This window comes from Mesorhizobium sp. M0159 (assembly GCF_040322295.1).
Taxonomy (GTDB): Bacteria; Pseudomonadota; Alphaproteobacteria; order Rhizobiales; family Rhizobiaceae; genus Mesorhizobium.
Window position 1 is genome coordinate 248,553 of the sequence record NZ_JAMYTF010000006.1, and the last position, 24,964, is coordinate 273,516.

A 24,964-nucleotide genomic window follows, 5' to 3' on the forward strand; every position below is an offset into this window, starting at 1 on the left:
TGCCGTTCCGGCCGTCAGCGAACCCGGTAGAACGGATTAGGCAGCAGGAACAGCTTCTCGGCATGCCCACCGAACAGGTCGGATGGCTGGTCACGGACATTGGCAATTATCGTGTAGCCGGCCTTTTCGATTTCGGCCCTTATGGGTGCCTTGAAATCTGCGGCGGAGCCGTATTTGGCCCCAGGCTGGACCATGTAAAGGTGCTCGTAGCCGGCATAGCCGGCCGACTGCAGGTTCTGTTCGGTTGCCTGACGCTGGTCCTCCGGACGTCCGGTGATGAAGAACACCGCGACTTTCGCCGCTCGTGCCTGCCGGAAGACCTCCAGCACGGCGTCGATGGCCGGATCCTTCGCAAGCTGATCCCAGGCGGCCCAGCCACAGGGACCATCGATTGCGATGTCGCAGGCGCCGCCGATCGGGCGGCCGAAATTGTCACGTGTGATCACCTCCCAGTTGGCCAAAGCCGTCTCGTCGATATCGAGCACCAGTGCGGGGCGAGGCACCTCCATTGCGCGCTTGATGACCCAGTCGCCTGCCTGATTCGCCACAGTGGCCAGGTCGCGGTCATAGTCGCCGGAATCATGATAATTGGCAGCCGCCAGCATCGCATCGCCGACATTGGCTGGCTGGGACGGGCTTGTGAGAAGGAGCGAGTCGGAACGCGCCGGCCGAGGAACATTTGTGCCGATCATCAGCACGATTGCACCGGCACGCGCAATTCTATTCCAACCAATCGCCCGCATCACGGGACTTTGCGGTCACGAGAAGTCGGCTGTCAAGCGAGGTCTTCCACAGGTCCTCGAGACCGCGACGCTGAATTGGACATTCCAGATGCCGAATGTCTCTATGGGTTGCTGCACGCTACACGATTTCCGCCGTCGCGGTCTTTGCCTCCGACAGGTGACGCACCGCCGGAACCGTCGGTCGAAATGCGTCACCCGAAAATCATGGCCGTTACGCGCTTTGCCGTGCCCTACGCCGCCTGAACGATCTCGACCAGTTCAACGTCGAACACGAGATCGCGTCCGGCCAACGGATGATTGCCGTCGAGCTTGACGCTGGTGTCGTCCACGCCGACGACTGTTACCGGCATCGGGCGCCCTTCTGAGGTTCTGACCTGCAATCGAGTGCCGATATCGACGTTGATGTTGTCTGGCACGCGGGCGCGATCGACGGTCATGACCGCTTCGGGGCGGTGGGGGCCATAGGCGGCCTCGGCGGGAACAGTCACGGTGCTTTTCGCGCCCACCTCCATGCCCTCGACATGGGTTTCAAGACCAGGGATCACTTGTCCTTCACCCAGCGTGAATTGCAGCGGTTCGTTGCCGGAAGAATCGAATTGGGTGCCGTCTGCCAGGCGTCCATTGTAATTGATGCGCACGGTGTCGCCATTCTTGGCCTGTGTCATGATAGCCATCCTTTGAAAGTTTCGAGGGGCCGGCCAAAGCTCACGGTCCCGTCCTCGATCATCCACGCACTTAGGTGCGCGGCGCGAAACGCTAAAACTAGGGACCTGGCTGCCGATGTAAACCCCGATTGAGCGACGCCGGCATGACCCGCCGGCGTTCGTCGCCTTCGGCAGCAGTGCACCGGACTAGCGGTCATGCCGGCTCAACCCATTCAGGCGGCGTGCAAATGGCGGCTAGATCAGGTTATGGCCGCCATCGATGCGGATCGTCTCGCCGGTGGTGAAGTCGCTTTCCATGAGGTAGAGGTAGGCGGCGGCGACGTCCGCTGCGGTCGGAATTTTTCTCGATGGCAACCGGGCAGCCATGTCGGCAAAGAAGCTGGATTTGGCTTCTCCAACAATGTCCCACATCGGTGTATCGACCCATCCGGGCGACACGACATTGACGCGCGTCGGGGCCAGTTCGAGCGCCAGGGCGCGGGCGAAGTAGCTGAATGAACCGGCAATCGCGGAGACGACCGAGCCTCCCGGCACCGGCGGCCGATCCTTATTTATTCCCGAGGTGAAGGTCATCGAGCCGCCGGCTTTCAGGGTGCGCACAGCGTGCTTGGAGAGCAAGACGGCGCCAATCAGCTTGTTATCGACGAAGCCTCGCACAGCCTCCATGTCGGTACTGCCGATGGGATCGCCGGGCGGCAGTGTTCCGGCGGTCGATACGAGGTGATCGAAGGGACCGACCTCGTCGAACAGGCGGGCGACGTCCGCTTCGTCGGTCATGTCGGCGACCACGCTTGTCACGCGGCCCGCATTGAGCGTCCGTTCGGCAGCCAGCAGTTTCTCGGGCGAGCGTCCGACGATCACGACCTTCGCTCCGCCGTTGAGAGCAGCTTCCGCGACGCCGAGACCGATGCCGGAACTACCGCCGACGACGATGACTTTCCTGTCCACGAGCGATGTCATGAGGGTTCTCCGTTCGTTGCGATTGCGGTGGGAGAGTCAGGCCTTGCCGGCGTAGGCGGCTTCGAGCTCGGCGATGATGATCTTGCGCATCCCATACATCGCCTGCCGGACGCGGTTGGCCTTTTCGCGGTCCGGATCGGCACTGAGCCGCGGCAGGATTTCCGGGATGACCTGCCAGTAGACGCCGTATCTGTCGGTGAGCCAGCCGCAGGGTTGTTCCCTGCCGCCGCCGGCGGTGAGCGCCTCATAGTAGTAGTCGGTCTCGGCCTGGTCCTTGGTCTCGATGTAGAGCGAGAGCCGCTCGTTGAAGGGCGGCTGCGGCCCGGCATTGAGCGCAGTAAGGTGCAGTCCTTCGAGCTCGAAATCGAAGGTGGCATGCGGGACCGTCTTGTTGGTTCCGGACACCCAGTCGGTGTATTCGATGGTCTGGAGCGCTTTGCTGTTCTTGAAGACCGAGAGATAGAAGTCGCGGGCTTGCTCCGCATCGGTGTTGAACCAGAGGAATGGGTGGATGGTGGCCATGTCCGTTCTCCGTTAATTCCTTGCGACAGCGATCTTTTGCGAAGAGCCTGTCCGCTGTTGCTTTCGTTCAGGCTAGCGGTAGTCCGACGGCCGATGGACCGAGCCGTCCCAGTCGCGGGCAAATCCGAGGTCTTCGAGCCGGCGGGTCGAGAAGCGTGCAATCTGCCGCCCGGTCCGGCGCCGGCTGCTCGAGGCGAGGATGCGGCCGGCCATGCCGGTCAGGACGTCGACGATGGGTTCAACTCGTTTGGCGTTCATGGTGCTCTCCTGGAGTGGCGGCAGTTTTGGTTTCAGCAGTTGCCCCGCGACTTTCGTCAGCGAGAGTATCAGTCACATCAAACTCTCCTTTTTGCAGCGGCGGTGAATGACTGATTACGCGAGCAAATATGCCGGCTTCTGGCCTGGACGACAAACGACTTATCGGCGACAATTTGTGAGCATCACTCACACGTACAGGTATCGATCCATGCCCCGGAAGCTGCCTCCCCTCACCACCTTGCCAAGTTTCGAGGCCGCGGCGCGCCTGTTGAGTTTCTCCAAGGCGGCAGAGGAACTTCATGTCACCCACGGTGCGATCAGCCGGGCGATCAAGAATCTTGAGGATCAGCTCGGTGTGCAGCTGTTCGAGCGCGGTACGCGTTCGGTGAGTCTGACAGCCGTTGGCGAGCCCTATGCGCGGGCGGTGCGCGAGGCGCTCGCCCAGTTGGCCACCGCCACCGCTGCAGCAACAGCCCGCTATTCAAGCTCGACATTGAACGTCAGCACCTCCGATGGCTTTGCGGGGAGATGGCTGGTGCCGCGCCTCTATCGCTTTCACCGTGCGCATGGCGACGTCGATGTGCGGGTTTCGACAAGCGGGAAGCTGACCAACTTCCTCGGCGACGGCATCGATGTCGCCGTCCGTTATGGCAGCGGAAACTATCCGGGGCTCACGTCGGAATTCCTCACCGGCGAGGAGGTGTTTCCAGTGTGCAGCCCAAAGCTTCTTGAGGGTGCACATCCGCTCCGCACGCCTCAGGACCTCAAACACCACACGCTGATCCGTGACAGCTTTCCGATCGACTGGGCGACCTGGCTGGCAAGCGCCGGGGTCGAGGGCGTGGACCCGCAGAGCGGGATTACCTTTGACTCTGCCACCTTTGCCATGGAGTCGGCCGCACAGGGCGAGGGGGTGGTGCTCGGCCGGACCATGCTCGTTGCGGCCGACCTTGCCGCCGGGCGACTCGTCCGCCCCTTCGGCCACGCCCTGAAATCCCCCTCCAGCTTCTATTTCGTCTACCCGCCAGAGGCGATCCGTCAGCGCAAAGTCAAGGCTTTTCGGGATTGGCTGCTCTCAGAAGTCGCGCCGCAAATGGACTGACGGAAAGGCCGAGAGAACAGGATCGTCTACATCGCGCAGTCACCATCGGCTCGCCCGAAACGCGGTGACGATCCAGGCACGCGAGTCGAAAAGCACACCGTCCGCGGTCAAATGCGTGTCGAGCAGATCGCGCAACCGCCGCAGCGCCGCGTCGACATCCACATCTGCGCGGGCGAGCGGATCCTTGACCAGTTGCAGGCCAAGCAAAGCGTCATAGGCCGCATCGACGTCCTGGCCGTAGAAGACCGGCTCATGCACTTCGGCATAGTCGACCGAAACAAAACCGGATGCACGCAAGATCTCCGCGGTGATGGCGGGGTCGCCAAGCGAAAACGGGGTGGCGGCGCCCCCCGATATGGCGGTCGCCGGCGCAATTGCCCGCTGAATGGCAGTTGCCCACTCGTTACGGTCCTGGCATTGCCATACCATCCACACAAGACGTGCCCCTGGTCGCATCGCCCGGGCGATATTGGCGAACGCCGCCGCCGGATCGGCAAAGAACATCACTCCAAATCGACTAATGCACAGATCGAAGCCGGCAGGCGGAAATACCAGCAATTGCGCATCGCCGCGCTCAAAGGCGACGTTTCGCAATCCCTCTTTCGCGCTACACTTCCGGGCGATCTCGAGCATCTCGGCCGATACGTCCACGCCGAGCACGCTGCCTTCCACCGCGACACGGGCAGCATCACGAGAGGATTGTCCCGAACCGCATCCGATATCGAGCACGCGATCGCGCGTTCCCACCTTGACCGCAGCCCTGAAGACCTCGTTGTGCCGTCGCAGTTCGGCGTCGTAAAACGCAGCGCAGTTCAGCACCATCGCACGCCTGCCTGGAGATGATGGGCCGGCAGCATTTCCGGCCGCTCTGCCCTGATCTTTTCGCGTCGGGCCACCCCCGAACTGTCAGCCGCGCCGCGCCGCCTCGATCGCTGCAACGTCGATTTTCTTCATCTCCATCATCGCCTCGAATGCGCGCTTTGCTTCATCGCCGCCGGCGGCCATCGCTTCGGTCAGCACGCGCGGCGTGATTTGCCAGGAGATGCCCCATTTGTCCTTGCACCAGCCGCAGGCACTTTCCTGGCCGCCATTGCCGACGATGGCGTTCCAATAGCGGTCGGTCTCCTGCTGATCGTCGGTGGCGATCTGGAAGGAGAAGGCTTCGTTGTGTTTAAACGCGGGCCCGCCATTGAGGCCGAGACAGGGGATGCCGGCGACCGTGAACTCGACCGTCAGCACGTCGCCTGCCTTGCCGGACGGGTAGTCGCTGGGAGCGCGGTGGACGGATTTCACCGAACTGTCGGGAAAAATCTCGGAATAGAAGCGGGCCGCAGCCTCGGCGTCCTTGTCGTACCAAAGGCAGATCGTGTTCTTGGCGATTGTCATTGCTGGTCCCTTTGCTTTCGAAATCAATCTGCGCTTTTGAAATCAACCCGGGTTTTTACAGCTGGCCTCGGCGTTGCACCGGACATGGAAATGCGCTCGTGCCATCGACGTTCCGACAGCAGCAGCTGCCCGGAATCAAGGTACCACGGCTGGTGCTTTCAGGACCAGATGCGGGCAGTGACTCGAACCGGCGATGGTCCGCCTAGTCCGACCGGCGGCCTCACTCTTTGCGTAGGGCAGCGCCGCTTTGCTCAAGGTCGCGCTGGCTTTCCGTTGGCGCGCCGTTGCCTCAGAAGGCGCATGAGCAAGTTCCGTCTGTCCTTGCGCGGGACGAGTTCGATATCGCTGACAAGTTTTGCGCCGCCCTTGTGCCGCTCCAATGTGATCTTGCGGCTGTGGAACGCCTCCAGCTCGGCGCGGTGCGCTACGCTTATGATGGTGACCTTCGGCAATTCGCGAATAATCATCTCCATCATCTTGTCCTGGCTCTTCTCATCGAGTGCCGACGTTGCCTCGTCCAGCACGATGATATCGGGGCGGTGCAGCAGAAGACGCGCGAAGGCGAGGCGCTGCTTTTCGCCACCCGACAAGGTCTGGTCCCATGGCGCGTCCTCCTCGATCCGGTCGTTGAGGTAGTCGAGTCCCACCTTGTCGAGGGCAGCCTTGATCTTATCCAGCGTCCAGTTGTCGGCGGCGCCTGGATAGGCGACAGCGCGGCGAAGCGTCCCGGTCGGGATGTAGGGCCGTTGCGGCAACATGAACAACCGTCTGTCGGCGCGGATGTTGACGCTGCCGCTACCCCATGGCCACAGACCCGCGACGGCCCGCACCAGCGTACTCTTGCCCGAGCCGGATTCGCCGGCGACGAGCACCCGCTCGCCTGGTTCGATCACGACCTCGGTTTCCTTGACCACGGCGGTGCCGTCGTCGAGCGACACGGAGAGATTGTTCAGGCTGAGCATCGCATTGCCGCCGGTCTCGCCGCGCTTTATGCGTCCCAGCGTGTTGCTCTGTTCCGCCCGCTCGAGCCCGTCGAGCGACATCATCAGCGAGGCGATGCGCCGTGCACAGGCGTTCCAATCGGCGAGACGGGGATAGTTGTCGACCAGCCATCCGAACGCGCCCTGCACGATGGCAAAGGCCGAGGCAGCCTGCATGACCTGTCCAAGTGTCATGCTGCCTTCGAGGAACTTTGGAGCGCAAAGCAAGACCGGCACGACAGGCGCAAACAGGCTCGACCCCTGAGACACCAGCGCCGTGCGCATGTGCTGGCCTGCAAGGAGCGCCCATTGCCTGAGCACATGGGCAAATGTCTTGTCCATGCCGCTGCGCTCCTCCTCCTCGCCGCCGAGCAATGCGATGCTCTCGCCGTTTTCCCGCACGCGCGTCAGCGTGTAGCGGAACTCGGCTTCCGCCTGATTTTTTCCCTCGGAGAGGTGGACGAAATGGCGGCCAATGACCGCCATCGAAGTGGACGTGATCGCGGAATAGAGCACTGCGGTGATGACCAGGAAGCCGGGAACGGTGACGGTCGAACCTGCAATCGTCAGGGTCAGGGCGCCGCCGATCGTCCAGAGCACCACGATGAAGGTCGAGGCCGACAGAAATGCGACGATGACACCGGCGATGAAATCGACGGGCGATTCGGTGGCAATCCGCAAATCCTCGGCGATGCGGGCTTCGGGGTTGCTATGATCGCCGCCGACGAGGTTCAGCTGATAGTAGCGGCCGCTTGCGAGCCAGCGCGCGATGACCGCAGTGGTGAGCCAGGAACGCCAGCGGCGCTGTATCCTCATGCGAAAGAAGACTTGCGCCACCACAAGGCTGGCGCTTCCGAGCACGAGTGGCACGAAAACGGCGCTCAGCCAATATACGGTATGGGCATTGCGTTGCTCAATGGCGTCGAAAATTGCGCGATTCCAGACATTGATCCCATACTGGAAGCCGACATTGGTGACGATCAGAACCAACAGCCCGATCGTCAACGGCCAAGCCACCCTGTCGCCACTGCCGCCCCAGTAACCGCGCGCGCTGATCCAGAAGCGCTTAAGCAGGTATCTCTTGCGCGCCCGCTCGGCCTCTTCAGGTGTCAGCTCCGGACCGGGTTCGGTGACATCCGGCGGCGGCGCGGGCTCGCCGACGACCTCGGACGCGACTTCGACAGTCGATTGTTTCTCGTGGCGCGGCTTCTCGGCATAGCGCGATTGGGCGCCGTCAACCGATTTCAGCTTAAATTTAGCCTCGGGCATCCGGCGATAACGGCTTAAAAATCAGAAGGTTTCATAGCGTCCGCTCGAGATCCCAGATGCCAACAACGCCAAGGCTTCTCAGCTGTTCCGGTGCTCGCAGCAGCCTATGGTCGTTCTCGATGACAGGCTTTGATCGTTGCGGGGCAGAATTCGCTTCAGGCTCTCAAGATTTGTCCGCATGCTGCATTCGAAGAGGCTGGACGCAAGCGGCGCGAGAAGTGCCATCGGCCCGAGTCAACAGGATCGAGGAGGAGAGATCATCTCGATTGCGATTGCGAGCATCTGCTGCCCAGCCGGACCGCGCCAGCCCCGAGTTCCGGAACAAGGGTGCGATTTTGCCGTTGAGCCAGAAACTGGAAGCGACCCGCATGTCCGAATTGCCGAATGAAGAGATCGAAGGGCGGCTGAACGCCCAGCGCGAGACTCTGGCGCTGGTCGTTGCGCTGCTTGCCAGCAAGGATACGGCACCCGAGCGAATATGGGCCGAACTGGAGGCCCGTTTTCAGTTTCAGAACAGTCAGGAGGACCCTGGCGTCCTGCCAAGCCGCGCATTCGCCATCGAAGCTGCGAAGATGCGGGAGTTCAAGCTGATCGCCGAAGAGGCGCGGGCGCGCAATGCGGAATGGAACGGCAGGGACAAGCCACAGGGCGCCAGCTGAAACCCCGGAGAGTGGATGCAGGACCAGCTATTTTATGATGACTGAGCAAGCGTCAGCTTTGCTGCAAAAGTGTACGTGCCAACTCTTGCCATTCCTCGTCAAGCGTTAAGGTCGACGGCGCCGCGTTGCTGCGGCGATACCAATATTCCGCATTCGACTGGTCGCCTTCCTTGCGGTGGAGATAGGCATGCACGTGCATGCCCGCCGTATCGTCGCGCTGCTGCGCGCACTCGTGCGCCTTAGCCCAATCGCCCTTTGCATCCCACCACAGCGCCTGCAGGGCAGGGCTCAAGCCGGCTGGCGGCTGTGGTTTCGCAATCGATTCCCTGAAGGCTTGCAGATCCATTTTCCACCTTAGCGACGGTGCAGGCGCCGATAATAACCGCGCCGGCAGCCGACCGCTAGCGCGCATCGGGCGGTATGACCGGAATGGGTGTCGGGAGCGCTGAGCGCGGACGTCCGATAACCGCGTGGCCGGAGGCTTGATTCGATGACGTGCATGAAATAGTGCGCGCCACGACACCATGATGCCTGAGACAACGAGGATGAGTAGCGAGCCGATGACAGCCTCCGACCAGCCGCGCCAATTCTACCACGGCACCCGGGCCGACATTAAACCGGGAGACCTGATCGAAGCCGGTTACAACTCCAATTACGGGGCGCGAAAGCAGGCAGCCTGGGTCCATCTAACCGGCACTCTGGATGCAGCTATCTGGGGTGCAGAACTGGCCGCCGGTGACGGACGCGAAAGGATCTACATCGTGGAACCAACCGGCCCGGTCATGGACGACCCCAATCTTACGGACAAGAAATTTCCCGGCAATCCGACGCCGTCCTATCGCCGCCGCGAGCCGCTCAGGATCACGGGCGAGGTCACCGAGTGGCAGGGCCACTCCCCCGAGCGGCTGAAAGAGATGAAGGACCATCTCGAACGGCTGAAGGCACAAGGCATCGAGGCAATCGATTGATCGCTGAGCCCTGCGATTGCCAAGCTTGGCTCTGACCTACGGTCGGCGGCAGTCCCCGCGAAATACGGCTCCACGTCCGCAATGGGTCCGCGAGTTGTCGTTGCTTGCAGGGCTGGAGAGCGGATGCTCCTTTTCATCTCGTCGCGAACGTGATGATCTCTGGGCTCGAAGGGCCAAGTGGGCTGCCGTCAAAGCCGCCGAATTGCTGTTCGATCCGTAGCCCCGCGTTCCCCAGCAGGCTCGATAAGGCGTCCGTCTCGAGGAATCGCAAGGTGCTGCGACTAACTTGCGGAAGGCTCGGATGCTTTCCGCCGAACCTGTGGGTGAATGTCACCGTCTGTCCATCGAACGGCATGATCACCTCTGTTGTGATCTGCACCAGCGACCCGTCAGGCAGCTCAACGACGACCGCATTTTCGGGTGTCCAGTGCTCCCACGCCCGCACCGAAGGGTTCCGCGTTTCGAACGCGAAGCATCCGCCTGGCACAAGGGCGTGTCGGACAGCCGCCATGAAATCCCTCAGGTCTTCGTCGCTGACAAGGGCCTGGAATGCGTGCCCCGTCATCACAATGAGATCAAACTCGGCTGTCCAGCCGGCCGATTGGAGATCGCCGAGAACCCATTCGATATCCGCGCGCGTTCGTGCGCGATTCAACACGCCGGGTGCTGGGTCGATGCCGCAGAGCCGCCCTGAATGTCCGGCCAGGCGTGCCTCGTGAAGGAGGGTGCCCGTTCCACATCCGACATCAAGCACCGCGTCTGCTGTTAGAATGCGGGGCAGGTAGAAATCATAGTCGTCGCGCGCAGATCTCGGGTGCCAGGCGTCGTAGACGGCAGCGAGATATGGGTCGGCGAAAAGGTGGTCGACCATAGGCGGTATTCCCAATCAACTTTGACTGTGCGAGCGGTGTCGCCGCGAGCATATAGCCCATAAGTCGCGTCGATCGTTACCGCACGACCTCGCGGTGGCGGCCGGGCAGGCGGGTGGCGATGAGCTTGTCGATGCGGCGGCCGTCGAGGTCGACGACCTCGAAACGCCAGCCTTGCGCGTCGACACATTCGCCGGTCGCCGGCAGATGGTGCAAATGCGACAGCACATAGCCGGCGACGGTTTCGTAGTCGCGGCTCTCAGGCAGGTCGATGCCGAGGACCTCTGCCATCTCGTCGGCCTGCATGTAGCCGGCGAGCAGCCATGAGCCGTCCTCGCGCTTGACGGCGTTTTCCTCTTCGCCGGCGTCGAGATCCGAACGGAAGACGCCGGTGATCGCCTCCAGAATGTCGGCCGGGGTGACGATGCCTTCGAAATGGCCGTATTCGTCATGCACCAGCGCCATCGGCACGTCGGATTCCTTCAGTGTCGCAAGCACGTCCAGCGCGTCGGCCTGGTCATGCACGATCGGCGCGGCCCGCACGTGCCGGCGCGGGTCGAGAGCGCGGCCGCCGAGCATTGCGGCCAGCACGTCGCGGGTCTGGACGACGCCGATCATGGCGTCGACGCCGCCGTCGCCGGCCGGCAGGCGCGAATGCTGGGTGTCCATCAGCAGCCTCCTGATGGCCGCCTCGTCGGATTGCAGATTGATCCAGTCGACCTCGGTGCGCGGCGTCATCACCGCGCGCACGGCACGGTCGCCGAGCCGCATGACGCCGGCGATCATCCGCCGTTCGTCGGATTCGATGGTGCCGTGGTGCTCGGCTTCGGCGACCAGCATCTTGATCTCCTCGTCGGTGACCTTATCCTCGCTCTGACCGCGCTGGCCAAGCAGCCACAGGAGGGCGCGGCCGGAAAAATCGAGCAGGAAGACCAGCGGCGCCGAGACGCTGGCGAGGATGGTCATTGCCGGGGCGACCCTGACGGCTACCCGTTCGGGGTCGCGCAATGCGATCTGCTTGGGCACCAGTTCGCCGATGATCAGCGAGCCATAGGTGATGAGGGCAACGACGATGCCGACGCCGAGCGGATCGGCGAGGCTTTCGCGGATGCCGGCCGACGCCAGGGAGGTGGCCAGCCGCTCGCCGAGCGTGGCGCCGGAAAAGGCACCGGACAAGACGCCGACCAAAGTGATGCCGATCTGCACCGAGGACAGGAATTTTCCCGGATTGGCGCCGAGCGCCAGGGCCCGGCCGGCGCCCTTGACGTTGCGGTCGATCATCGTCTTGAGGCGCGCCGGCCGCGACGAGACGATGGCGAGTTCGGACATCGACAGAAGGCCGTTCACGCAGATGAGGACGACCACGATGGCAATTTCAGCATAAAGCATGCCGGGTCCATAGCATTGCCGCGCGGTTTTCGAAAATAGGACGGTCGCGCTTTTTAAATTTAGCGAGCCGGGCAATCAGGCGGCACCCATACCGCATCCCAGGGCGGCGCGGAAAAATGCTCGATCAGGGCGTCGACGACGACGCGCACCTTTGGCGCGAGATTGCGTGTTACCGGCCAGATGGCATGCACCACGGTGTTTTCGACAAGACAGTCCGACAGAACCATTTCGAGCTCGCCGCGCCTGATGCTGTCGGCCGTCAGCCATGTCGGCAGATAGACGATGCCGCAGCCGGCCAGTACCGCATCGAGCATCGGTTCGCCGTGGCCGAGCACCAGCCGCGCCTTGGGCGCGAATTTTTCGAGACGGCCGTCGACATGCCTGACGGTCCAGGGATGGACCGTGCCGTCGCGGCCGTAGCCGATGAGGCTGTGCCTGGCCAGGTCCTCGATCGATAGCGGCCTGCCATGGGCGTCGAGATAGGCGGGGGCGGCGCAGATGGCCGAACGTTGGGCATAGATGCGGCGCGCGGCGATCGACAAGCTGTCGTCGAGGTCGCCCATACGCACCGCCAGGTCGATGCCTTCCTCGATCAGGTCGACGCGCCGGTCGTTGAACGAGATTTCCATCGTCAGGTCCGGGAATTTTTTGGAAATGTCGAACAGCAGCGGGGCGACGCATCGCCGGCCGAAGGCCAAAGGCAGGTCGACGCGCAGCCGCCCGGAAGGCACCTGCTTGCGGGAAGCGAGTAGTGACTGGGCGGCTTCGATTTCGGCCAGTGCCCTGACGCAGGCTTCGTAATAGCTCAGGCCCTCGCTGGTCGGGCTGAGGCTGCGGGTGGTGCGGTTGAGCAGGCGGACGCCCAATCGCTGTTCCAGCTGCGCGATCGACTTGCCGACCGCCGATTTGGTGACATGCAGCCGTGCGCCAGCGCCGGTGAAGCTGCCGGCCTCCACCGCGTGAACGAATGCGACGATGCCTTGCAAATTGGCCGATTCCAATGAAGCGCTCCTATTGTAGAGTTTTGCTCCTTAATCTGTCGCAGAACATGCCACATGGAAGCACTTTTCTCCATAGTGAAACGGCGTAAATGTCTCGCGCAATCATCAACCACGGAGCGCGAACCAAATGAGCACCGAAAACAGATCCTGGCAGATGAACGGTTTCGGCCTGGCCAGGTTGAAGCCGGCTGATGGAAAGCTGCCCCAACCCGGGCCGCATAATCTTCTGGTACGCGTCACAGCGGTATCGCTGAATTACAAGGACAGGATGATCGTCGATGGCGTGCTGATACCGGACCTCAGCTTTCCGTTCGTGCCGACATCGGACGCGGTAGGCGAAGTAGTCGCCACCGGCAGCGAAGTCAGCCGCTTCGGCATCGGGCAGCGCGTGCTCGGCCAGGTGATCGCCGACTGGCCGGACGGCGACGCCCCGCCGGTGCTGCACAAGCATACGCTTGGTTCGTCGCTGCCCGGCACGCTGTCCGAGCATGTGCTTTTTCACGAGGATGCCGTCGTGGCGGCGCCGCCGTCGCTCAGCGACGTCGAGGCATCGACGCTGCCGATTGCGGCGCTGACGGCGTGGTTCGCGCTGGTCGAGGCGGCCAAGCCGATCCCGGGCGAAACCGTTCTCATCCAGGGCACCGGCGGCGTGTCGCTGTTTGCGCTGCAATTTGCCGCCGCCTTCGGCCTGCGCACCATCATCACCTCGAGCAGCGACGAGAAGCTCGAGCGGGCGAAGGCGCTCGGCGCCTGGAAGGCGATCAATTATCGCAGCCGGCCGGCGTGGGACGAGGCGGCGCGCGAGCTGACAAACGGCGCCGGCGTCAGGCATGTGCTGGAAATGGTCGGCGGCGACAATGCGCGGCGCTCCCTCAATGCGCTGGGCGCCGACGGCCGGCTGTCGCTCATCGGCCTTCTCGGCAGCATGGAGCTCAGTTTCCCGATCATTCCGTTCTTGCGCAACCGGATCGTCGTACAAGGCATTTCGATCGGCCACCGCCGCGCTTTCGAGCGAATGAACCAGGCGATCGAGACGCTTGCCATCAAGCCGGTAATCGACAAGGTGTTTGGCTTCGACGAGGTGCCGCAGGCATTTGAGCGTCTGGAGACGGGACCGTTCGGCAAGATCGTGATCACCATGCCCTGACCCGTCGGGACGAAATGGCTGTCAGACGGGAAGGCTGATCGCGCGCCTACGGCAGTTGCAGCAGGACGCCGACGATGGCCTTGCCGTCGGTGAAATAGGGATCGCCTTCGCCGTTGCGCCCGGCCTTTGTGGCGCCGACGCCTGGTATCTCGCTGGTCGAGATCAGCATGCCGGCGGCGGAGAGGTCGCGCATCAGCCCGTCGCGCTCGGCGTCGATGTTGGCGCCGATATGATGAGTGATCGCGCCGGTGTCATGGCTGAGGCCGACGCCGCGGTCAAAGCTTGCCGAGCCAAGCCAAAGCGGCCGGCCGTCGTCTCCGGTCGCATCGGTCTGCCAGAAGCGGACGTGGTGGCGCCGGTCGGCGCTGTCGCCGACCGGCTTTTCGAAGGCGAGGTCCTGGGCGCGGCCTTCGAACAGCAGCCGGCTGACCGGCGCGTCGGGATAGGGGCGGTTAAACAGCACGCTTTCGCCGATCTCGATGGCAGTCTTCAGCGTGATGGCGTCTGCCGTATCCCAGCCGGCGACGGCAAAAGCATGGACAAGCTCCTTCTTGGTGCCGACAAGGCCGACATTGATCGGATCGCCCGGAATGCCTTGCGGCGTGTGCGTCACCATCTCGAATTGCTGATTGCGAAAATTGCGGTCCCGTAACGTCCAGAACTCAGGCGCGGCGAAATAGGCGAGCGAAAGATAAGCGGCACAGCATGCCACCAGCCAGGTCGTTGCACGTCGTCGAAGGCTTCGTTGGCTCAAGAGGCACCACCCAAGCGTCTGCGCACCATCTTAACCGGCACAGCAAGTCTTGGGCAGGGGCTGCAATCAGCGGCAGGCGCGATAGCCGTTCTTGCGGTTCTTGATGTCGAAATGGAAATGGTTGCGGTGATCGTAATTGTAGCCGGGGCCGAGCACGGTGGTGAAATACTGGCAGCCGTCGGCGCGGACATTGTTGAGGAAGCCGCGCGTCCGGAAGGCGAACAGGCCGGGCTTGCGGACGTCGATGTCGTCGCCATTGTTGAGCTCGATGCTCATCACGTCGAGCGCATTGCCCTTGCCGTGTTCCGACAAAACACCTTCGCCGGCAATCCTGCGGCAGGAATAGCTCGAGCCCTGGTGGATGGTCTTGACGCCCGAGAAATAGCGCCAGCGGGCCGACGGCACGAGTTCGTTCCTGGTCCAGCCGGCAAAGGTGGCGGCCATGTCGCAGGTCAGCGTCGCGGCCGGCTTCATCTCGACACTGCCGATGGCCGAGACCTTGACCGGATAGTCGATGCCGCACTGGCCTTCATGGATCGGCGCAACGTCGGTGTAGACGACGCCGAGGCGTTTTAGCTCTTTACGGCAATCGATCTCTGTGGCCGGCATCTGTTCGGCCGGCGACATCGGGTTGTCCAGGCGCGGATAGGCGGCGGTCATAAAGGGATTGGACGGGACGAGGCGCTGCATACCCGAATATTGCGGCCCGGAATCTTGCGCGCCGGAATATTGCGGGTCGGAATTGGGCGGGACGGCAGCGGTCTGGCTGCCGACATCGACGGCCGGCTGCAGCGACAGCACGCTGCCGGTATTGCAGGCTGAGACCGCCGCCACGGCAAGTAGGGCGGCAAGCCTGCCGGCTATGCGCGCGCATCCTGTGTGCCGCGCAGCGGCAAGCGCAGCGCGAAATAGCCCGGCCATCGGAAGGGTTCCTGTCCCCAGATGGCACAGACTCTAAACCTGAAGAGTAAAGGAAAAATCAGCGGCGCCGTTCACGCCTGCGGCCAAATTGCGGCGCCCCATTACCGGCGGCCGGCGTCATTGGCAAAACGTGCCGCCGTTGCGGCGCGGTTCGAGGTCGAAGTGGAGATGCTGCGAATGATCGGCGTCGCTGCCGGGGCCAAGCACGGTCTTGAACGGTCCGCAGGCTGCCTTGCGCACTGCGTTCAGGAATTTCGCGTCCTTTTCCGGCGGCGCCGGGCCGACATCGATCTCCTTCCCGTCCGAAAGCTTGAAGCTGGCGATATCGAGCGCGTTGCCGAAGGCGTGCTCCGACAATTTGCCGCCGCCATTGCGCGACCGGCAGACAAAGGCGGAGGCCTGGCCGATCGATTTAATATCCGCGCCGAACTCGGCCTTTGCGGCAGGCTGGATGACGGACGCAGCAAAGCGGGCGGCCGCTTCCGCCATCTGGCAATTCAGCTCGGGCTCCGGGCCGATGGCGATGGATTTGCCGAGCGTCTTCAGCGCGATCGGGTAGGGGATCGAGCAACCGACTGACGTATCATGCTCTGGCTTGCGCTCCTCGAAATCGACGCCCATCGACTTCAGCCGCCTGCGGCAGGCCAATTCCTCGGCCGGCATTTCTCTCCCGGCAATGGCGGCCGATCGAGGATCAGGAAGGATTTTTTGCTCCGCCTTCTCGTCTGCCTCGGCCGGGTTTGGTGGCGCGCCTGGTGGGCCTGCCGGCGGCTCAGCCCGTGCCGGCTTTTCGGGCGGCTGCGGTGCAATCGCCGGCGGCTCCGGAGCATCCTCCGGGCGCGGTTCGGGGACCGGGATCTCGGTTGGTGGCGGCGGAGTGACTTGCTGGTTGAGCTGCGGAACTGGTGCAGTTTGCGGTAGGTCGGGTGCCTTGGCTAAAACGGGTCCCGCCAGCGGCGTAGCCGCAACGGCCAGCAGCAATCTGCCCAATCTGAAAAAGCCAAACGCCGCCATTACGTCGCAACGGCCAGAATGCAGGGAAGTTGCCTTGAGCGAAGGGGGCGGCCGATCACAATCGGTAACCGCGCCGTCACGCGCCGATCGCTTCCAAGCCTTCCTCGAGCCAGTCCGCCAGCAGCGGCATGCCGAGCAGATATTTTGCCGTGCGCTTGTTGGCGCGCTCGCGGGCGGCGGACAGCGCGTCCGTCCATTCCGTCGCGTCATAGTCGCCGCGGCCGACCCAGGCCAACGCAATCAGTTCGGCCGCTTCGTCGACATTGAGATCGTCGATCAGCTCGCGCAGTTCTTCTTCGGTGAGATCTTCGGAGCTTTCCTCGGCAAGGCCGTCATGATGGTGGTTGTCGTGCGCGTTGCCGTCGAGCTCTACCTCGTGCTCGGCGCCGTCGGCATAGTCTTCGTTGACGGCGGCGCTGAGCGCCTTCGCCTTCAGGATGAACAGGCGCACGGTGTCGGGACCGATCGAAAGCTCCCAGTCTCGTTCAACGCGTTGCTGCACCGGCCGTCTCCCTGCTTCGTGCTCGGTCGGCCCGATGATAGCGGATTTGCAGCGCTCGTCACATTATCTTGCGCGGCGGCGTTGATCGTGAAGCATGATTTCGATGCCCTCTCTTCCCGGATAAGATGGCCTTGCTGGGAGAGATCGCGGTTTTGAGATAGGATGACATTTTCCGGGACGAAACGGCGTTGGGCCGGCGTTAGTGTTGCATTGTCAGGTTCAAAGGAGAATTCGATGCGCAGACGATTGCTGATTTACGCCATGGCCATCGCCGCCCTGCCGCTGATTGCGGCTCCGGCGTTTTCGGCTGGTGAAGGCGGGGGAGGTGGCGGTGGCGGCGGCAATGGCGGCGGCCAGTCCCAGTGCAAGAAGGGGGAGGCGTGGGACAAGAAACAGAAGAAATGCGTCTCCCCGAAGCAAGGCATGCTGGACGACGACAGCATCTACGATGCCGGTCGCGCGCTGGCGATGGATGGACGCTACGACGAGGCGATCGGCGTGCTCAGCCTCGCCGCCAACAAGCAGGATCCGCGCATCCTCAATTATCTCGGCTATTCGCACCGCCATTCCGGCCGCGTCACCGTCGGCCTCGGCTATTACGAGGAAGCGCTGCGCATCGACCCGAATTACACGCTGGTGCGCGAATATCTCGGCGAGGCGCACCTGCAGATCGGCGATCTTGCCGGCGCCCAGGAACAGCTCCGCGAGATCGAGAAGCGCACGGGCAAGGGGTCTCGCGAATACGGCATGCTGTCGGAGCAGATCGATCATTTCATGAGGAGCTGATCCTCCGGAACGCTCCTCATAACCGGCTGTGAGCGATCGCAGCCGGTTTTTTGCTGTGCTGCACATGTTGGCCACAACCGAGATTTGGCATCACGGTACACGATACGATCTTGGAAACCGCCGCTTGACGTGGGGTCAGCCGTGCAATCGGTGGATGATTTTTCAAAAACCGACTTTTTGGACGTGAAAAACCCGCGAAGATTGCTATATCTTGCGAAATTGTGGTGAGACGGTTCCGTTAGCCCGAGGCTGCCGGACCGTTTTCTTTTTGTACCATCGACAAGGTCGCTCCCGATTGCGGGGGCGGCGGCAGGAAAGGTCAGGCATTATGAACAAGGTCCCGATGACAGGCGAGGGGTTCGCGTCATTGAAGGAAGAACTGCGCTGGCGCCAGCAACAGGAGCGGCCGCGTATCATCGAGGCGATTTCCGAAGCGCGCTCGCATGGCGACCTATCCGAAAATGCCGAATATCACGCGGCAAAAGAGGCACAGAGCCTCAATGAGGGCCGGGTCAACGAACTCGAGGACCTGATCGCGCGGGCCGAGGTGATCGACGTCACCAAGCTCAGCGGCGACAAGGTCAAGTTCGGCGCCACCGTGGTGCTGGTCGACGAGGATACCGAGGAGAAAAAGACCTACCAGATCGTCGGCGACCAGGAAGCGGACGTGAAGTCCGGCCGCATCTCGATCTCCTCGCCGATCGCCCGCGCCCTGATCGGCAAGGAAGTCGGCGACGCCATTGAGGTCAATGCGCCAGGCGGCGCCAGGGGCTACGAGATCGTCCAGGTGCAGTTCATCTGAGGAATCTGAGGCGAGCCCTAATCCCGTCAGGTAGCGCCGCCCCTCATCGCCCTGCCGGGCACTTCTCCCCGTATAGTGACGGGGAGAAGGGGCCGTCCGGAACCTCGGCGCCGTTTCCTGCAACGCCACCGATTGGCGAAATCTTCGGTGAAGGCGTCCTTCTCCCCGTCCCTATACGGGGAGAAGATGGCGGTAGCCAGATGAGGGGCAGCGCCAACTTTCAGGACTATCCCCTACCGACTTTGACCTGACCGGTCTCCCGAAGCGCCAGCAATCTCTCGGCTTCCGCAATCACCTCCGGCGGCGTGACGCTGCGGCCAGGCGCGGCCAGTAGCGTCGATGAGAGCGGCCCGCGCGGGCCGGTCAGGCCGGGCTCGGTGGCGATGAATACGGCCACCGTCGGCACGCCGAAAGCGCTGGCGAGATGGGTGAGGCCGGTGTCGGCGCCGATGACCAGCGTCGAGCTGCCGATGACGGCGGCGATCTCGGCAAGCGGCGATCTGGGAAACACAACGGTTTGCGAAATGGCGCGGGCGATCGCCTCGGCAACCGCCTGTTCCCGGTCGTTCGACCAGGTGGTGACCGGCGTCATTCCCATGTTCACCAGCAGGCGGGCGGTTTCGATCCAGTCCGCGACCGGCCATTTCTTGTCCTCGCGGCTGGTGCCGTGCAGCAGGAAGGCGGTCTTTTCACCGGCAAAAGTCGATCTTCCGGCTGGCGGCGCGATACCCGATTCAAGCCTGGAAAAATCCGGCTCGTAGCCGAGCGCCAGCCCGAACAGGCGTTTCGTGCGCTCGATGGCATGCAGGCCGCGCGGCACGGCATAGCGATGGCCATGAAACAGGCTTGCCGAAGGCTCGCGGGCGCTCGACCGATCGAACCCGGCGACCGGGGCTGCCGCCAGCCGCGCCACCAGCGCCGATTTCAGCAAGCCTTGTGCATCGAGGACGAGGTCGTAGCGGCAATCGCGCAAGGCGCGGCGCAAGCCGACCACTTCCCGCCATGTGCCGGGCTCGAGCAGCTTCCTGCGCCAGCGCCGGATCGCCACGCTGTGGATGGTTTGGATGGCTGGATGCAGCGCCACGATGCCGGCAAATGCCTCTTCGACACACCAGTCGAAGGAGATATCCGGCCGAGCGCGGCGCGCGTCCTCGATCGCCGGGAAGGTGTGGATGACGTCGCCCATGGACGATGTCTTGACGATCAGCACTTTCATGCGGCGGCCGGCATTTCCAGCAGCCGCTCCGCCGCCGCCACGACGCGTTCGACCTCCAGCGTGTTCAGGCAGTTGAGATGACCGAGCGGGCAGATTTTTTTGTGGCAGGGCGAACAGGACAGGCCGAGCCAGAGCAGTTCGCGGCGCTCGGCGAGCGGCGACGTGTTCTGCGGCGAGGTCGAGCCGTAAACGGCGACTACCGGCGTGCCGACGGCGGCGGCGACATGCATCAGCCCGCTGTCGTTGGAGACGGCGAGCCTCGCCGCCGCGATCAGGTCGATGGCATCCTCGAGCCGCGTCTGGCCGGCAAGATCGACGGCGCCCGGAGCCAGCGCGGCGATTTCAGCCGTCACCCCAGCGTCGTTCTTCGACCCGAACAGCGCGACGCCAAACCCTTTCGCCATCATCTCACGGGCAAGGCCGGCATAGTGTTCGCTCGGCCAGCGCTTGGCCGGGCCGAATTCTGCGCCGGGCATGACTGCCACGAATTTCCCCGCTGTCAGCCCGAAACGGCTGAGCAGTGCCGCCTGGCTGGCTTGATCGACGGCGAGCTTCGGCGCCTGGAAGGCGCCACCACGGGCAAGGCTGAAATAGGCCTGCGCGGTGCGCCGTTTCAGGCGATCGGGCAAGGGCACGATGTCGGTCAGTAGCCCGTAGCGCATTTCCTTGAGATGGCCGACACGGCGCGGAATGCCGGCAAAGAACGGGATCAGCGCCGACTTCCAGCTTCCCGGCAGGACAAAGGCCATGTCGTAGCGGCCGCGCAGCAGGCGGCCGAAGCGCCTTCGGGTGCGGAATTCGAACGTGCCGGATTGCAGCGGCAGGTCGATCTGCTGGCGGATTTCGGGCATGCGCTTGACCAGCGGTGCTGCCCACGCCGGCGCCAGCACGTCGATGGCGGCGTTCGGATGAAGCTCCCTCAGCGCCTGGAACAGGCACTGCGCCATCACCATGTCGCCCACCCAGCGTGGGCCGATCACGAGGATCGTTGGGCTTTCAGCCATTCGACATAGTCTCTGACGCCGGTTTCCACTGTGCGGAACTGGCCATTGTAACCGGCTGCGCGCAAGCGGGACATATCAGCTTGCGTAAAGCTCTGGTAGCTGCCCTTGAGGTGGTCGGGAAACTCGATGAACTCGATCTGGCCTTGGCCGAGCGTATCGATCACCGTTTCGGCAATGGCGCGGAACGGCTGAGCCTTGCCTGTGCCGCAGTTGAAGATGCCGCTCGAGCCGCGTTTCCACAGCCACAGATTGACGTCGGCGACATCGCCGACATGGATGAAGTCGCGGCTCTGCTCGCCGGGCCCGAAACCACCATAGGCGCCGAACAGCTTCGGGTTCTGCCCTTGCTCGACTTGGTTGAACAGATGGAAGGCGACAGAGGCCATGGCGCCCTTATGCGCCTCGCGCGGTCCGTAGACGTTGAAATAACGCAGGCCCGCCACCGGCGAATGGTCGGTATCGAACACGGTACGGCGGACATAGTCGTCGAACAGCTTTTTCGAATAGGCATAGACGTTGAGCGGGCGTTCGTATTGCGGCTCCTCGCGGAACTCGGCGCCGCCGCCATAGACGGAAGCGGAGGAGGCATAGAGAAACGGCACGCGCAGGGCCAGGCAGGCGTGCAGCAGGCGCTTCGAATAGGTGTAGTTGACCTCCATCATGAACTTGCCGTTCCATTCGGTGGTGGTCGAGCAGGCACCCTGGTGGAAAACCGCCTCGATGCGGCCGAGGTCGCCGGCCTCCATCCGCGCCAGAAAATCGTCCTTGTCGAGATAATCGGCGATCTCGAGATCGGCGAGGTTGGCGATCTTGTGGCCGTCGGTGAGGTCGTCGACGACGAGGATGTCGCTGAAACCGTCGGCGTTGAGCGCGGCGACGATGTTGGAACCGATCATGCCGGCGCCGCCCGTGACGATGATCATGAAAGCCTCTGGTACCTTGTGCCGGTTGTAGCCCTTGTGGGATTCTGGCCTTATAGGGGAGGCGGGCCGGGCTGTCGACAAAGCAGGTGGCGGGGCGGCCGGATGAGCGCCACAGTGCCGCCGCAAAGCTCTCGCTTCAGTCGGTGACCACCGGCGAAGCGTGACAGGAGCAAGGTAATGCCGTCAACCGAACTGCTTGTCGCCTTTTTCGCCACCACGGCGATCTTCGCCTATATCCCCGGTCCCGCCATGCTCTATGCCGCCGCGCAAACCATGGCGCGCGGCCGCTGGTCCGGGCTGATGGCGGCGCTCGGCATCCATCTCGGCGGTTACGTTCATGTCTTCGCCGCCGCCGTCGGCCTGTCGGTGCTTTTCCATGCCGTGCCGGTGCTTTACATGGCGGTCAAGCTGGTCGGTGCGCTGTATCTGATCTGGCTCGGTGTTTCTTTGTTTCGCGCCAAGGCGCAAGGCGACGTTGTCTTGCCGGGAATTCAGCCGAAATCCGCCCGCCGCGCGTTTTTCGAGAGCGTTGCCGTCGAGGTGCTCAACCCGAAAACGGCGATTTTCTTCATGGCGTTCCTGCCGCAATTCATCGATGCCTCGGCAGCGTTTCCGGTCTGGCTGCAGTTCGTCGTGCTTGGAACGATCGTCAATTTGATGTTCTCGTCGGCCGACATTGTTTGCGTGGTGCTGGCCGGCGCGGTGATCGCCAGGCTGCGGCAGTCGAGCCGGGCGCAGCGCCTGATGCGGCGCGCCGGCGGTACGATGCTTGTTGGGCTGGGCGTGCATGTCGCGTTGCAGAAAAGCTGACGCACTGTCTCGCCGCGGCGATCGCTCGAAGGCCTGCCGTTGCGTCGGCTGAAATTGCGGTATATCGGCATCGCCATGAACGGCCGGCCCTGCCAATCGAATCCCCCGCCACTGAAAATCGGCTCTCCCACGCGTTGACATGATCAAGCTGCCCTCTCCCGAACCTCTTCACCGCGCCATTTCGCGCTTCGGTGGCGCCACCGTGCTGGTGGTCGGCGATTTCATCCTCGACCGTTTCGTCAACGGCGTGATCGAGCGCATTTCGCCGGAAGCGCCGATCCCCGTGCTGCACGGGCGCGGCGAAACGCTGGCGATGGGCGGCGCCGGCAATGTCGTCGCCAACATCGTTTCGCTCGGCGCTGCCGTGATACCGGTCTCGGTGATCGGCGCTGACGAGGCCGGCAAGAACCTCATGCGCATGCTCGGCGACTTTGGCGTCGACACCGGCGGGCTGGCGCAGGATGCCGATCGCATGACGTCGTCCAAAAGCCGCTTCAGCGCGCTCAACCAGCAGGTGCTGCGTTTCGACGAAGAGGAAATCAAGCCGCTGGGCGATGCCGAGCGCGCGGCATTGGTCGGGCATTTTCGCGAAGCGCTGGCGCGGGCCGACATCGTCATCCTGTCCGACTATGGCAAGGGCGTGCTGCTCGACGGTGTCGCCGGCGAACTGATCTCGATCTGCCGGCAAGCGGGCAAGCCGGTGCTGATCGATCCGAAGGGCCGCGACTATGCGCGTTATGCCGGCGCGACGGCAATCACGCCCAACCGCAAGGAACTCGGCGAGGCGGTCGGCCGCGCAGTGTTTGCCGACGACGAGATCGAGGCGGCGGCACGCCAGCTGATTTCGACGCACGGTTTCGATTTCGTCGTCGCGACGCGCAGCGAAAAGGGCATGAGCGTCATCGGTGCGGACGACGCCCGCCATATCGCCACGCAGGCGCGCGAAGTGTTCGACGTTTCGGGCGCCGGCGACACGGTGATCGCGACGTTTGCACTGGGACTTGCAGCAGGCGCCGACCGCGTCATGGCAGGATCAATCGCCAACGCCGCCGGCGGTGTTGTCGTCGGCAAGCGCGGCACGGCGCGGCTGACGATCGAGGAACTCACGGGTGCGCTGTTTCGCTCGCATGGTCCGGTCGCCCACTTGGATGCGATCCTCGATGCCGCCGCCGCCGCGCGGCTGGTGGCGGGCTGGAAAGACGAGGGCTTGAGCGTCGGCTTCACCAATGGCTGTTTCGATATCCTGCATGCCGGCCATGTCAGCCTGTTGCATGCGGCCCGCAGCCAGTGCGACCGGCTGGTGCTCGGCCTCAACAGCGATGCCTCGGTGCGCCGGCTGAAAGGGCCGGGGCGCCCGGTCAACGACCAGCATGACCGGGCCTGCGTGCTGGCAGCACTTGCCTCGGTCGACGCCGTCGTCATCTTCGAGGAGGATACGCCGCTTTCGCTGATCGAGGCGCTGAGCCCCGACATACTGGTCAAGGGCGCCGACTATACGGTCGATCAGGTGGTTGGCGCCGATGTCGTGCAGAAGGCCGGCGGGCGCGTCGTGCTGGTCGACCTCGTCGCCGGCAAGAGCACGACCGGCACCATCGGCAGATTGCGCGCCGGGAACTGAGGGTTTCATGTCCGAACTGAACGATTACCTGGCCCGCTCGGCGGCCGCGATTTCGGCGATGGTCGAGCGTGACCTGACCAGCGAGATGGAGCGGGCGGTCAGCGCCGTCGTCGCCGCGCTTTCGCAGGGCAAGGCGCTGCTGATAGCAGGCAATGGCGGTTCGGCCAGCGACGCCATCCATATCGCCGGCGAGCTGGTCGGCCGCTTCCTCAGGGAGCGCAAGGCCTACAACGTCATCGCGCTGCCGGCCAACGCGGCGGTGCTGACCGCCTGGGGCAATGATTACGGCTTCGACACGGTGTTTGCGCGCCAGGTCGAGGCGCATGGTTCGGCGGGCGCCGTGCTGCTCGCCATCTCGACCAGCGGCAATTCGCCAAGCATCCTCGCCGCCGCCCAGCAAGCGCGCATGATGGGCATGACGGTGATCAGCCTGACCGGCGATACCGGCGGCAAGCTGAAGCCGCTCTCCGACATCCTGCTCAACGTACCCTCGACCTCGACGCCGATCATCCAGCAGGGGCATTTGTGCCTCTACCACCATTTGTGCGAAATGGTCGAAACGCGCCTCTGCGACGCGGGGTGATCCTCGAACTCTCAGGACCTGGGTTCCTCGCCCACCGCGAAGCGGGGGAGAGGTGGCCGCGAAGCGGCCGGGGAGGGGCCGTAGTTGAGCGCGGTTACCCCTCTCCGTGGTGG

Annotated in this window: 28 protein-coding genes; 9 read left to right on the forward strand and 19 right to left on the reverse strand. The window is 63.3% G+C overall.

All coding sequences use genetic code 11. The annotated features are described in order from the left end of the window. Positions 1-14 precede the first annotated feature (14 nt). The 5 genes from NKJ32_RS09225 to NKJ32_RS09245 form a co-directional block, all read right to left on the reverse strand. A complete protein-coding gene (locus tag NKJ32_RS09225) occupies positions 15-605 on the reverse strand; it encodes an HAD family acid phosphatase (RefSeq protein ID WP_352827387.1) in 591 nt (196 codons plus the stop codon). 368 nt (positions 606-973) lie between these two features. Then, positions 974-1,408 (reverse strand): FKBP-type peptidyl-prolyl cis-trans isomerase, encoded by a 435-nt coding sequence (locus tag NKJ32_RS09230; protein WP_352456956.1) that lies wholly within the window; start codon positions 1,406-1,408, stop codon positions 974-976. 234 nt (positions 1,409-1,642) lie between these two features. Continuing rightward, positions 1,643-2,368, reverse strand: a complete 726-nt coding sequence (locus NKJ32_RS09235) for an SDR family oxidoreductase (protein WP_352567972.1) — start codon at positions 2,366-2,368, stop codon at positions 1,643-1,645. 36 nt (positions 2,369-2,404) lie between these two features. Next, positions 2,405-2,890, reverse strand: coding sequence for a VOC family protein (locus tag NKJ32_RS09240; RefSeq protein ID WP_352623119.1), 486 nt, complete (start codon positions 2,888-2,890; stop codon positions 2,405-2,407). Positions 2,891-2,962: 72 nt separating this feature from the next. After that, on the reverse strand, positions 2,963-3,148 hold the full coding sequence (locus NKJ32_RS09245; RefSeq protein WP_352456959.1) for a DUF1127 domain-containing protein: 186 nt from the start codon (positions 3,146-3,148) through the stop codon (positions 2,963-2,965). A 208-nt stretch (positions 3,149-3,356) separates the two neighbouring features. Between NKJ32_RS09245 and gcvA the strand changes: the two genes are divergently transcribed. Next, positions 3,357-4,250, forward strand: coding sequence for a transcriptional regulator GcvA (gcvA, locus tag NKJ32_RS09250; protein ID WP_352645015.1), 894 nt, complete (start codon positions 3,357-3,359; stop codon positions 4,248-4,250). Between the two features lie 39 nt (positions 4,251-4,289). Here the strand turns inward: gcvA and NKJ32_RS09255 are convergent, their stop codons facing one another. The 3 genes from NKJ32_RS09255 to NKJ32_RS09265 form a co-directional block, all read right to left on the reverse strand. Then, positions 4,290-5,072 (reverse strand): class I SAM-dependent methyltransferase, encoded by a 783-nt coding sequence (locus NKJ32_RS09255; protein ID WP_352827391.1) that lies wholly within the window; start codon positions 5,070-5,072, stop codon positions 4,290-4,292. 84 nt (positions 5,073-5,156) lie between these two features. Further along, the gene (locus NKJ32_RS09260; RefSeq protein ID WP_352450557.1) at positions 5,157-5,630 is read right to left on the reverse strand and encodes a VOC family protein; all 474 of its coding nucleotides are present in this window, start codon (positions 5,628-5,630) and stop codon (positions 5,157-5,159) included. Between the two features lie 257 nt (positions 5,631-5,887). Continuing rightward, positions 5,888-7,885: an ABC transporter ATP-binding protein/permease gene (locus NKJ32_RS09265; RefSeq protein WP_352684355.1), complete on the reverse strand. Its 1,998-nt coding sequence runs from the start codon at positions 7,883-7,885 to the stop codon at positions 5,888-5,890. Positions 7,886-8,253: 368 nt separating this feature from the next. Between NKJ32_RS09265 and NKJ32_RS09270 the strand changes: the two genes are divergently transcribed. Further along, positions 8,254-8,544, forward strand: coding sequence for a hypothetical protein (locus NKJ32_RS09270; RefSeq protein WP_352684358.1), 291 nt, complete (start codon positions 8,254-8,256; stop codon positions 8,542-8,544). Positions 8,545-8,596: 52 nt separating this feature from the next. On the opposite strand, the gene NKJ32_RS09275 is transcribed toward NKJ32_RS09270, so the two are convergent. Next, on the reverse strand, positions 8,597-8,890 hold the full coding sequence (locus tag NKJ32_RS09275; protein ID WP_352541050.1) for a hypothetical protein: 294 nt from the start codon (positions 8,888-8,890) through the stop codon (positions 8,597-8,599). 214 nt (positions 8,891-9,104) lie between these two features. Between NKJ32_RS09275 and arr the strand changes: the two genes are divergently transcribed. Then, positions 9,105-9,512 (forward strand): NAD(+)--rifampin ADP-ribosyltransferase, encoded by a 408-nt coding sequence (gene arr, locus NKJ32_RS09280; protein WP_502902686.1) that lies wholly within the window; start codon positions 9,105-9,107, stop codon positions 9,510-9,512. Between the two features lie 133 nt (positions 9,513-9,645). Here the strand turns inward: arr and NKJ32_RS09285 are convergent, their stop codons facing one another. The 3 genes from NKJ32_RS09285 to NKJ32_RS09295 form a co-directional block, all read right to left on the reverse strand. Beyond that, positions 9,646-10,383 carry a class I SAM-dependent DNA methyltransferase gene (locus NKJ32_RS09285; RefSeq protein ID WP_352684361.1) on the reverse strand — a complete coding sequence of 246 codons (738 nt, stop codon included), beginning with the start codon at positions 10,381-10,383 and terminating at the stop codon, positions 9,646-9,648. A 76-nt stretch (positions 10,384-10,459) separates the two neighbouring features. Then, positions 10,460-11,770: a hemolysin family protein gene (locus NKJ32_RS09290; RefSeq protein ID WP_023678360.1), complete on the reverse strand. Its 1,311-nt coding sequence runs from the start codon at positions 11,768-11,770 to the stop codon at positions 10,460-10,462. Positions 11,771-11,829: 59 nt separating this feature from the next. Continuing rightward, positions 11,830-12,771 (reverse strand): LysR family transcriptional regulator, encoded by a 942-nt coding sequence (locus NKJ32_RS09295; protein WP_352827397.1) that lies wholly within the window; start codon positions 12,769-12,771, stop codon positions 11,830-11,832. Between the two features lie 127 nt (positions 12,772-12,898). Between NKJ32_RS09295 and NKJ32_RS09300 the strand changes: the two genes are divergently transcribed. Next, positions 12,899-13,918 carry a zinc-dependent alcohol dehydrogenase family protein gene (locus NKJ32_RS09300; protein ID WP_352827400.1) on the forward strand — a complete coding sequence of 340 codons (1,020 nt, stop codon included), beginning with the start codon at positions 12,899-12,901 and terminating at the stop codon, positions 13,916-13,918. Positions 13,919-13,964: 46 nt separating this feature from the next. Here NKJ32_RS09300 and NKJ32_RS09305 read toward each other — a convergent pair whose 3' ends face one another. The 4 genes from NKJ32_RS09305 to NKJ32_RS09320 form a co-directional block, all read right to left on the reverse strand. Continuing rightward, positions 13,965-14,672: an LssY C-terminal domain-containing protein gene (locus tag NKJ32_RS09305; protein ID WP_352827402.1), complete on the reverse strand. Its 708-nt coding sequence runs from the start codon at positions 14,670-14,672 to the stop codon at positions 13,965-13,967. A 66-nt stretch (positions 14,673-14,738) separates the two neighbouring features. Then, entirely contained in the window at positions 14,739-15,593 is an 855-nt protein-coding gene (locus NKJ32_RS09310; RefSeq protein WP_352705316.1) for an extensin-like domain-containing protein, read from the reverse strand. 117 nt (positions 15,594-15,710) lie between these two features. Continuing rightward, the gene (locus NKJ32_RS35495; RefSeq protein ID WP_023678355.1) at positions 15,711-16,256 is read right to left on the reverse strand and encodes an extensin-like domain-containing protein; all 546 of its coding nucleotides are present in this window, start codon (positions 16,254-16,256) and stop codon (positions 15,711-15,713) included. A 427-nt stretch (positions 16,257-16,683) separates the two neighbouring features. Continuing rightward, positions 16,684-17,109 carry a DUF3775 domain-containing protein gene (locus tag NKJ32_RS09320; RefSeq protein WP_023678354.1) on the reverse strand — a complete coding sequence of 142 codons (426 nt, stop codon included), beginning with the start codon at positions 17,107-17,109 and terminating at the stop codon, positions 16,684-16,686. 234 nt (positions 17,110-17,343) lie between these two features. Here NKJ32_RS09320 and NKJ32_RS09325 point away from each other — a divergent pair, with 234 nt between their 5' ends. After that, entirely contained in the window at positions 17,344-17,895 is a 552-nt protein-coding gene (locus NKJ32_RS09325; protein ID WP_352756411.1) for a tetratricopeptide repeat protein, read from the forward strand. A 328-nt stretch (positions 17,896-18,223) separates the two neighbouring features. Further along, positions 18,224-18,697, forward strand: coding sequence for a transcription elongation factor GreA (greA, locus tag NKJ32_RS09330; RefSeq protein WP_023719113.1), 474 nt, complete (start codon positions 18,224-18,226; stop codon positions 18,695-18,697). Between the two features lie 226 nt (positions 18,698-18,923). On the opposite strand, the gene waaC is transcribed toward greA, so the two are convergent. From waaC to rfaD, 3 genes are read right to left on the reverse strand one after another with little or no spacing between them, the layout of a single operon-like run. Then, the gene (gene waaC / locus NKJ32_RS09335; RefSeq protein ID WP_352827404.1) at positions 18,924-19,913 is read right to left on the reverse strand and encodes a lipopolysaccharide heptosyltransferase I; all 990 of its coding nucleotides are present in this window, start codon (positions 19,911-19,913) and stop codon (positions 18,924-18,926) included. After that, on the reverse strand, positions 19,910-20,917 hold the full coding sequence (gene waaF / locus NKJ32_RS09340; RefSeq protein ID WP_352827406.1) for a lipopolysaccharide heptosyltransferase II: 1,008 nt from the start codon (positions 20,915-20,917) through the stop codon (positions 19,910-19,912). Before waaF ends, waaC begins: the two co-directional genes overlap by 4 nt. Continuing rightward, on the reverse strand, positions 20,890-21,840 hold the full coding sequence (gene rfaD / locus NKJ32_RS09345) for an ADP-glyceromanno-heptose 6-epimerase (protein WP_023678351.1): 951 nt from the start codon (positions 21,838-21,840) through the stop codon (positions 20,890-20,892). The genes waaF and rfaD overlap by 28 nt, the downstream gene beginning before the upstream one ends. A gap of 177 nt (positions 21,841-22,017) precedes the next feature. Here rfaD and NKJ32_RS09350 point away from each other — a divergent pair, with 177 nt between their 5' ends. The 3 genes from NKJ32_RS09350 (at position 22,018) to NKJ32_RS09360 (ending at position 24,851) form a co-directional block, all read left to right on the forward strand. Next, complete coding sequence (locus NKJ32_RS09350; protein WP_352567962.1) at positions 22,018-22,650, forward strand: LysE family translocator; 633 nt, start codon at positions 22,018-22,020, stop codon at positions 22,648-22,650. Positions 22,651-22,789: 139 nt separating this feature from the next. Then, positions 22,790-24,268, forward strand: coding sequence for a D-glycero-beta-D-manno-heptose-7-phosphate kinase (gene rfaE1, locus NKJ32_RS09355; RefSeq protein ID WP_352567961.1), 1,479 nt, complete (start codon positions 22,790-22,792; stop codon positions 24,266-24,268). Between the two features lie 7 nt (positions 24,269-24,275). Continuing rightward, entirely contained in the window at positions 24,276-24,851 is a 576-nt protein-coding gene (locus NKJ32_RS09360) for a D-sedoheptulose-7-phosphate isomerase (protein ID WP_023678348.1), read from the forward strand. Positions 24,852-24,964 lie beyond the last annotated feature (113 nt).

Bases quoted from the DNA above. Each gene is read 5' to 3' on its own strand.
- NKJ32_RS09225 (WP_352827387.1), bottom strand. From the start codon at position 605: ATGCTGGCGGCTGCCAATTATCATGATTCCGGCGACTATGACCGCGAC.
- NKJ32_RS09230 (WP_352456956.1), bottom strand. From the start codon at position 1,408: ATGACACAGGCCAAGAATGGCGACACCGTGCGCATCAATTACAATGGA.
- NKJ32_RS09235 (WP_352567972.1), bottom strand. From the start codon at position 2,368: ATGACATCGCTCGTGGACAGGAAAGTCATCGTCGTCGGCGGTAGTTCC.
- NKJ32_RS09240 (WP_352623119.1), bottom strand. From the start codon at position 2,890: ATGGCCACCATCCACCCATTCCTCTGGTTCAACACCGATGCGGAGCAA.
- NKJ32_RS09245 (WP_352456959.1), bottom strand. From the start codon at position 3,148: ATGAACGCCAAACGAGTTGAACCCATCGTCGACGTCCTGACCGGCATG.
- gcvA (WP_352645015.1), top strand. From the start codon at position 3,357: ATGCCCCGGAAGCTGCCTCCCCTCACCACCTTGCCAAGTTTCGAGGCC.
- NKJ32_RS09255 (WP_352827391.1), bottom strand. From the start codon at position 5,072: ATGGTGCTGAACTGCGCTGCGTTTTACGACGCCGAACTGCGACGGCAC.
- NKJ32_RS09265 (WP_352684355.1), bottom strand. From the start codon at position 7,885: ATGCCCGAGGCTAAATTTAAGCTGAAATCGGTTGACGGCGCCCAATCG.
- NKJ32_RS09270 (WP_352684358.1), top strand. From the start codon at position 8,254: ATGTCCGAATTGCCGAATGAAGAGATCGAAGGGCGGCTGAACGCCCAG.
- NKJ32_RS09275 (WP_352541050.1), bottom strand. From the start codon at position 8,890: ATGGATCTGCAAGCCTTCAGGGAATCGATTGCGAAACCACAGCCGCCA.
- arr (WP_502902686.1), top strand. From the start codon at position 9,105: ATGACAGCCTCCGACCAGCCGCGCCAATTCTACCACGGCACCCGGGCC.
- NKJ32_RS09285 (WP_352684361.1), bottom strand. From the start codon at position 10,383: ATGGTCGACCACCTTTTCGCCGACCCATATCTCGCTGCCGTCTACGAC.
- NKJ32_RS09290 (WP_023678360.1), bottom strand. From the start codon at position 11,770: ATGCTTTATGCTGAAATTGCCATCGTGGTCGTCCTCATCTGCGTGAAC.
- NKJ32_RS09300 (WP_352827400.1), top strand. From the start codon at position 12,899: ATGAGCACCGAAAACAGATCCTGGCAGATGAACGGTTTCGGCCTGGCC.
- NKJ32_RS09310 (WP_352705316.1), bottom strand. From the start codon at position 15,593: ATGGCCGGGCTATTTCGCGCTGCGCTTGCCGCTGCGCGGCACACAGGA.
- NKJ32_RS35495 (WP_023678355.1), bottom strand. From the start codon at position 16,256: ATGCCGGCCGAGGAATTGGCCTGCCGCAGGCGGCTGAAGTCGATGGGC.
- NKJ32_RS09325 (WP_352756411.1), top strand. From the start codon at position 17,344: ATGCGCAGACGATTGCTGATTTACGCCATGGCCATCGCCGCCCTGCCG.
- greA (WP_023719113.1), top strand. From the start codon at position 18,224: ATGAACAAGGTCCCGATGACAGGCGAGGGGTTCGCGTCATTGAAGGAA.
- waaC (WP_352827404.1), bottom strand. From the start codon at position 19,913: ATGAAAGTGCTGATCGTCAAGACATCGTCCATGGGCGACGTCATCCAC.
- waaF (WP_352827406.1), bottom strand. From the start codon at position 20,917: ATGGCTGAAAGCCCAACGATCCTCGTGATCGGCCCACGCTGGGTGGGC.
- rfaD (WP_023678351.1), bottom strand. From the start codon at position 21,840: ATGATCATCGTCACGGGCGGCGCCGGCATGATCGGTTCCAACATCGTC.
- NKJ32_RS09350 (WP_352567962.1), top strand. From the start codon at position 22,018: ATGCCGTCAACCGAACTGCTTGTCGCCTTTTTCGCCACCACGGCGATC.
- rfaE1 (WP_352567961.1), top strand. From the start codon at position 22,790: ATGATCAAGCTGCCCTCTCCCGAACCTCTTCACCGCGCCATTTCGCGC.
- NKJ32_RS09360 (WP_023678348.1), top strand. From the start codon at position 24,276: ATGTCCGAACTGAACGATTACCTGGCCCGCTCGGCGGCCGCGATTTCG.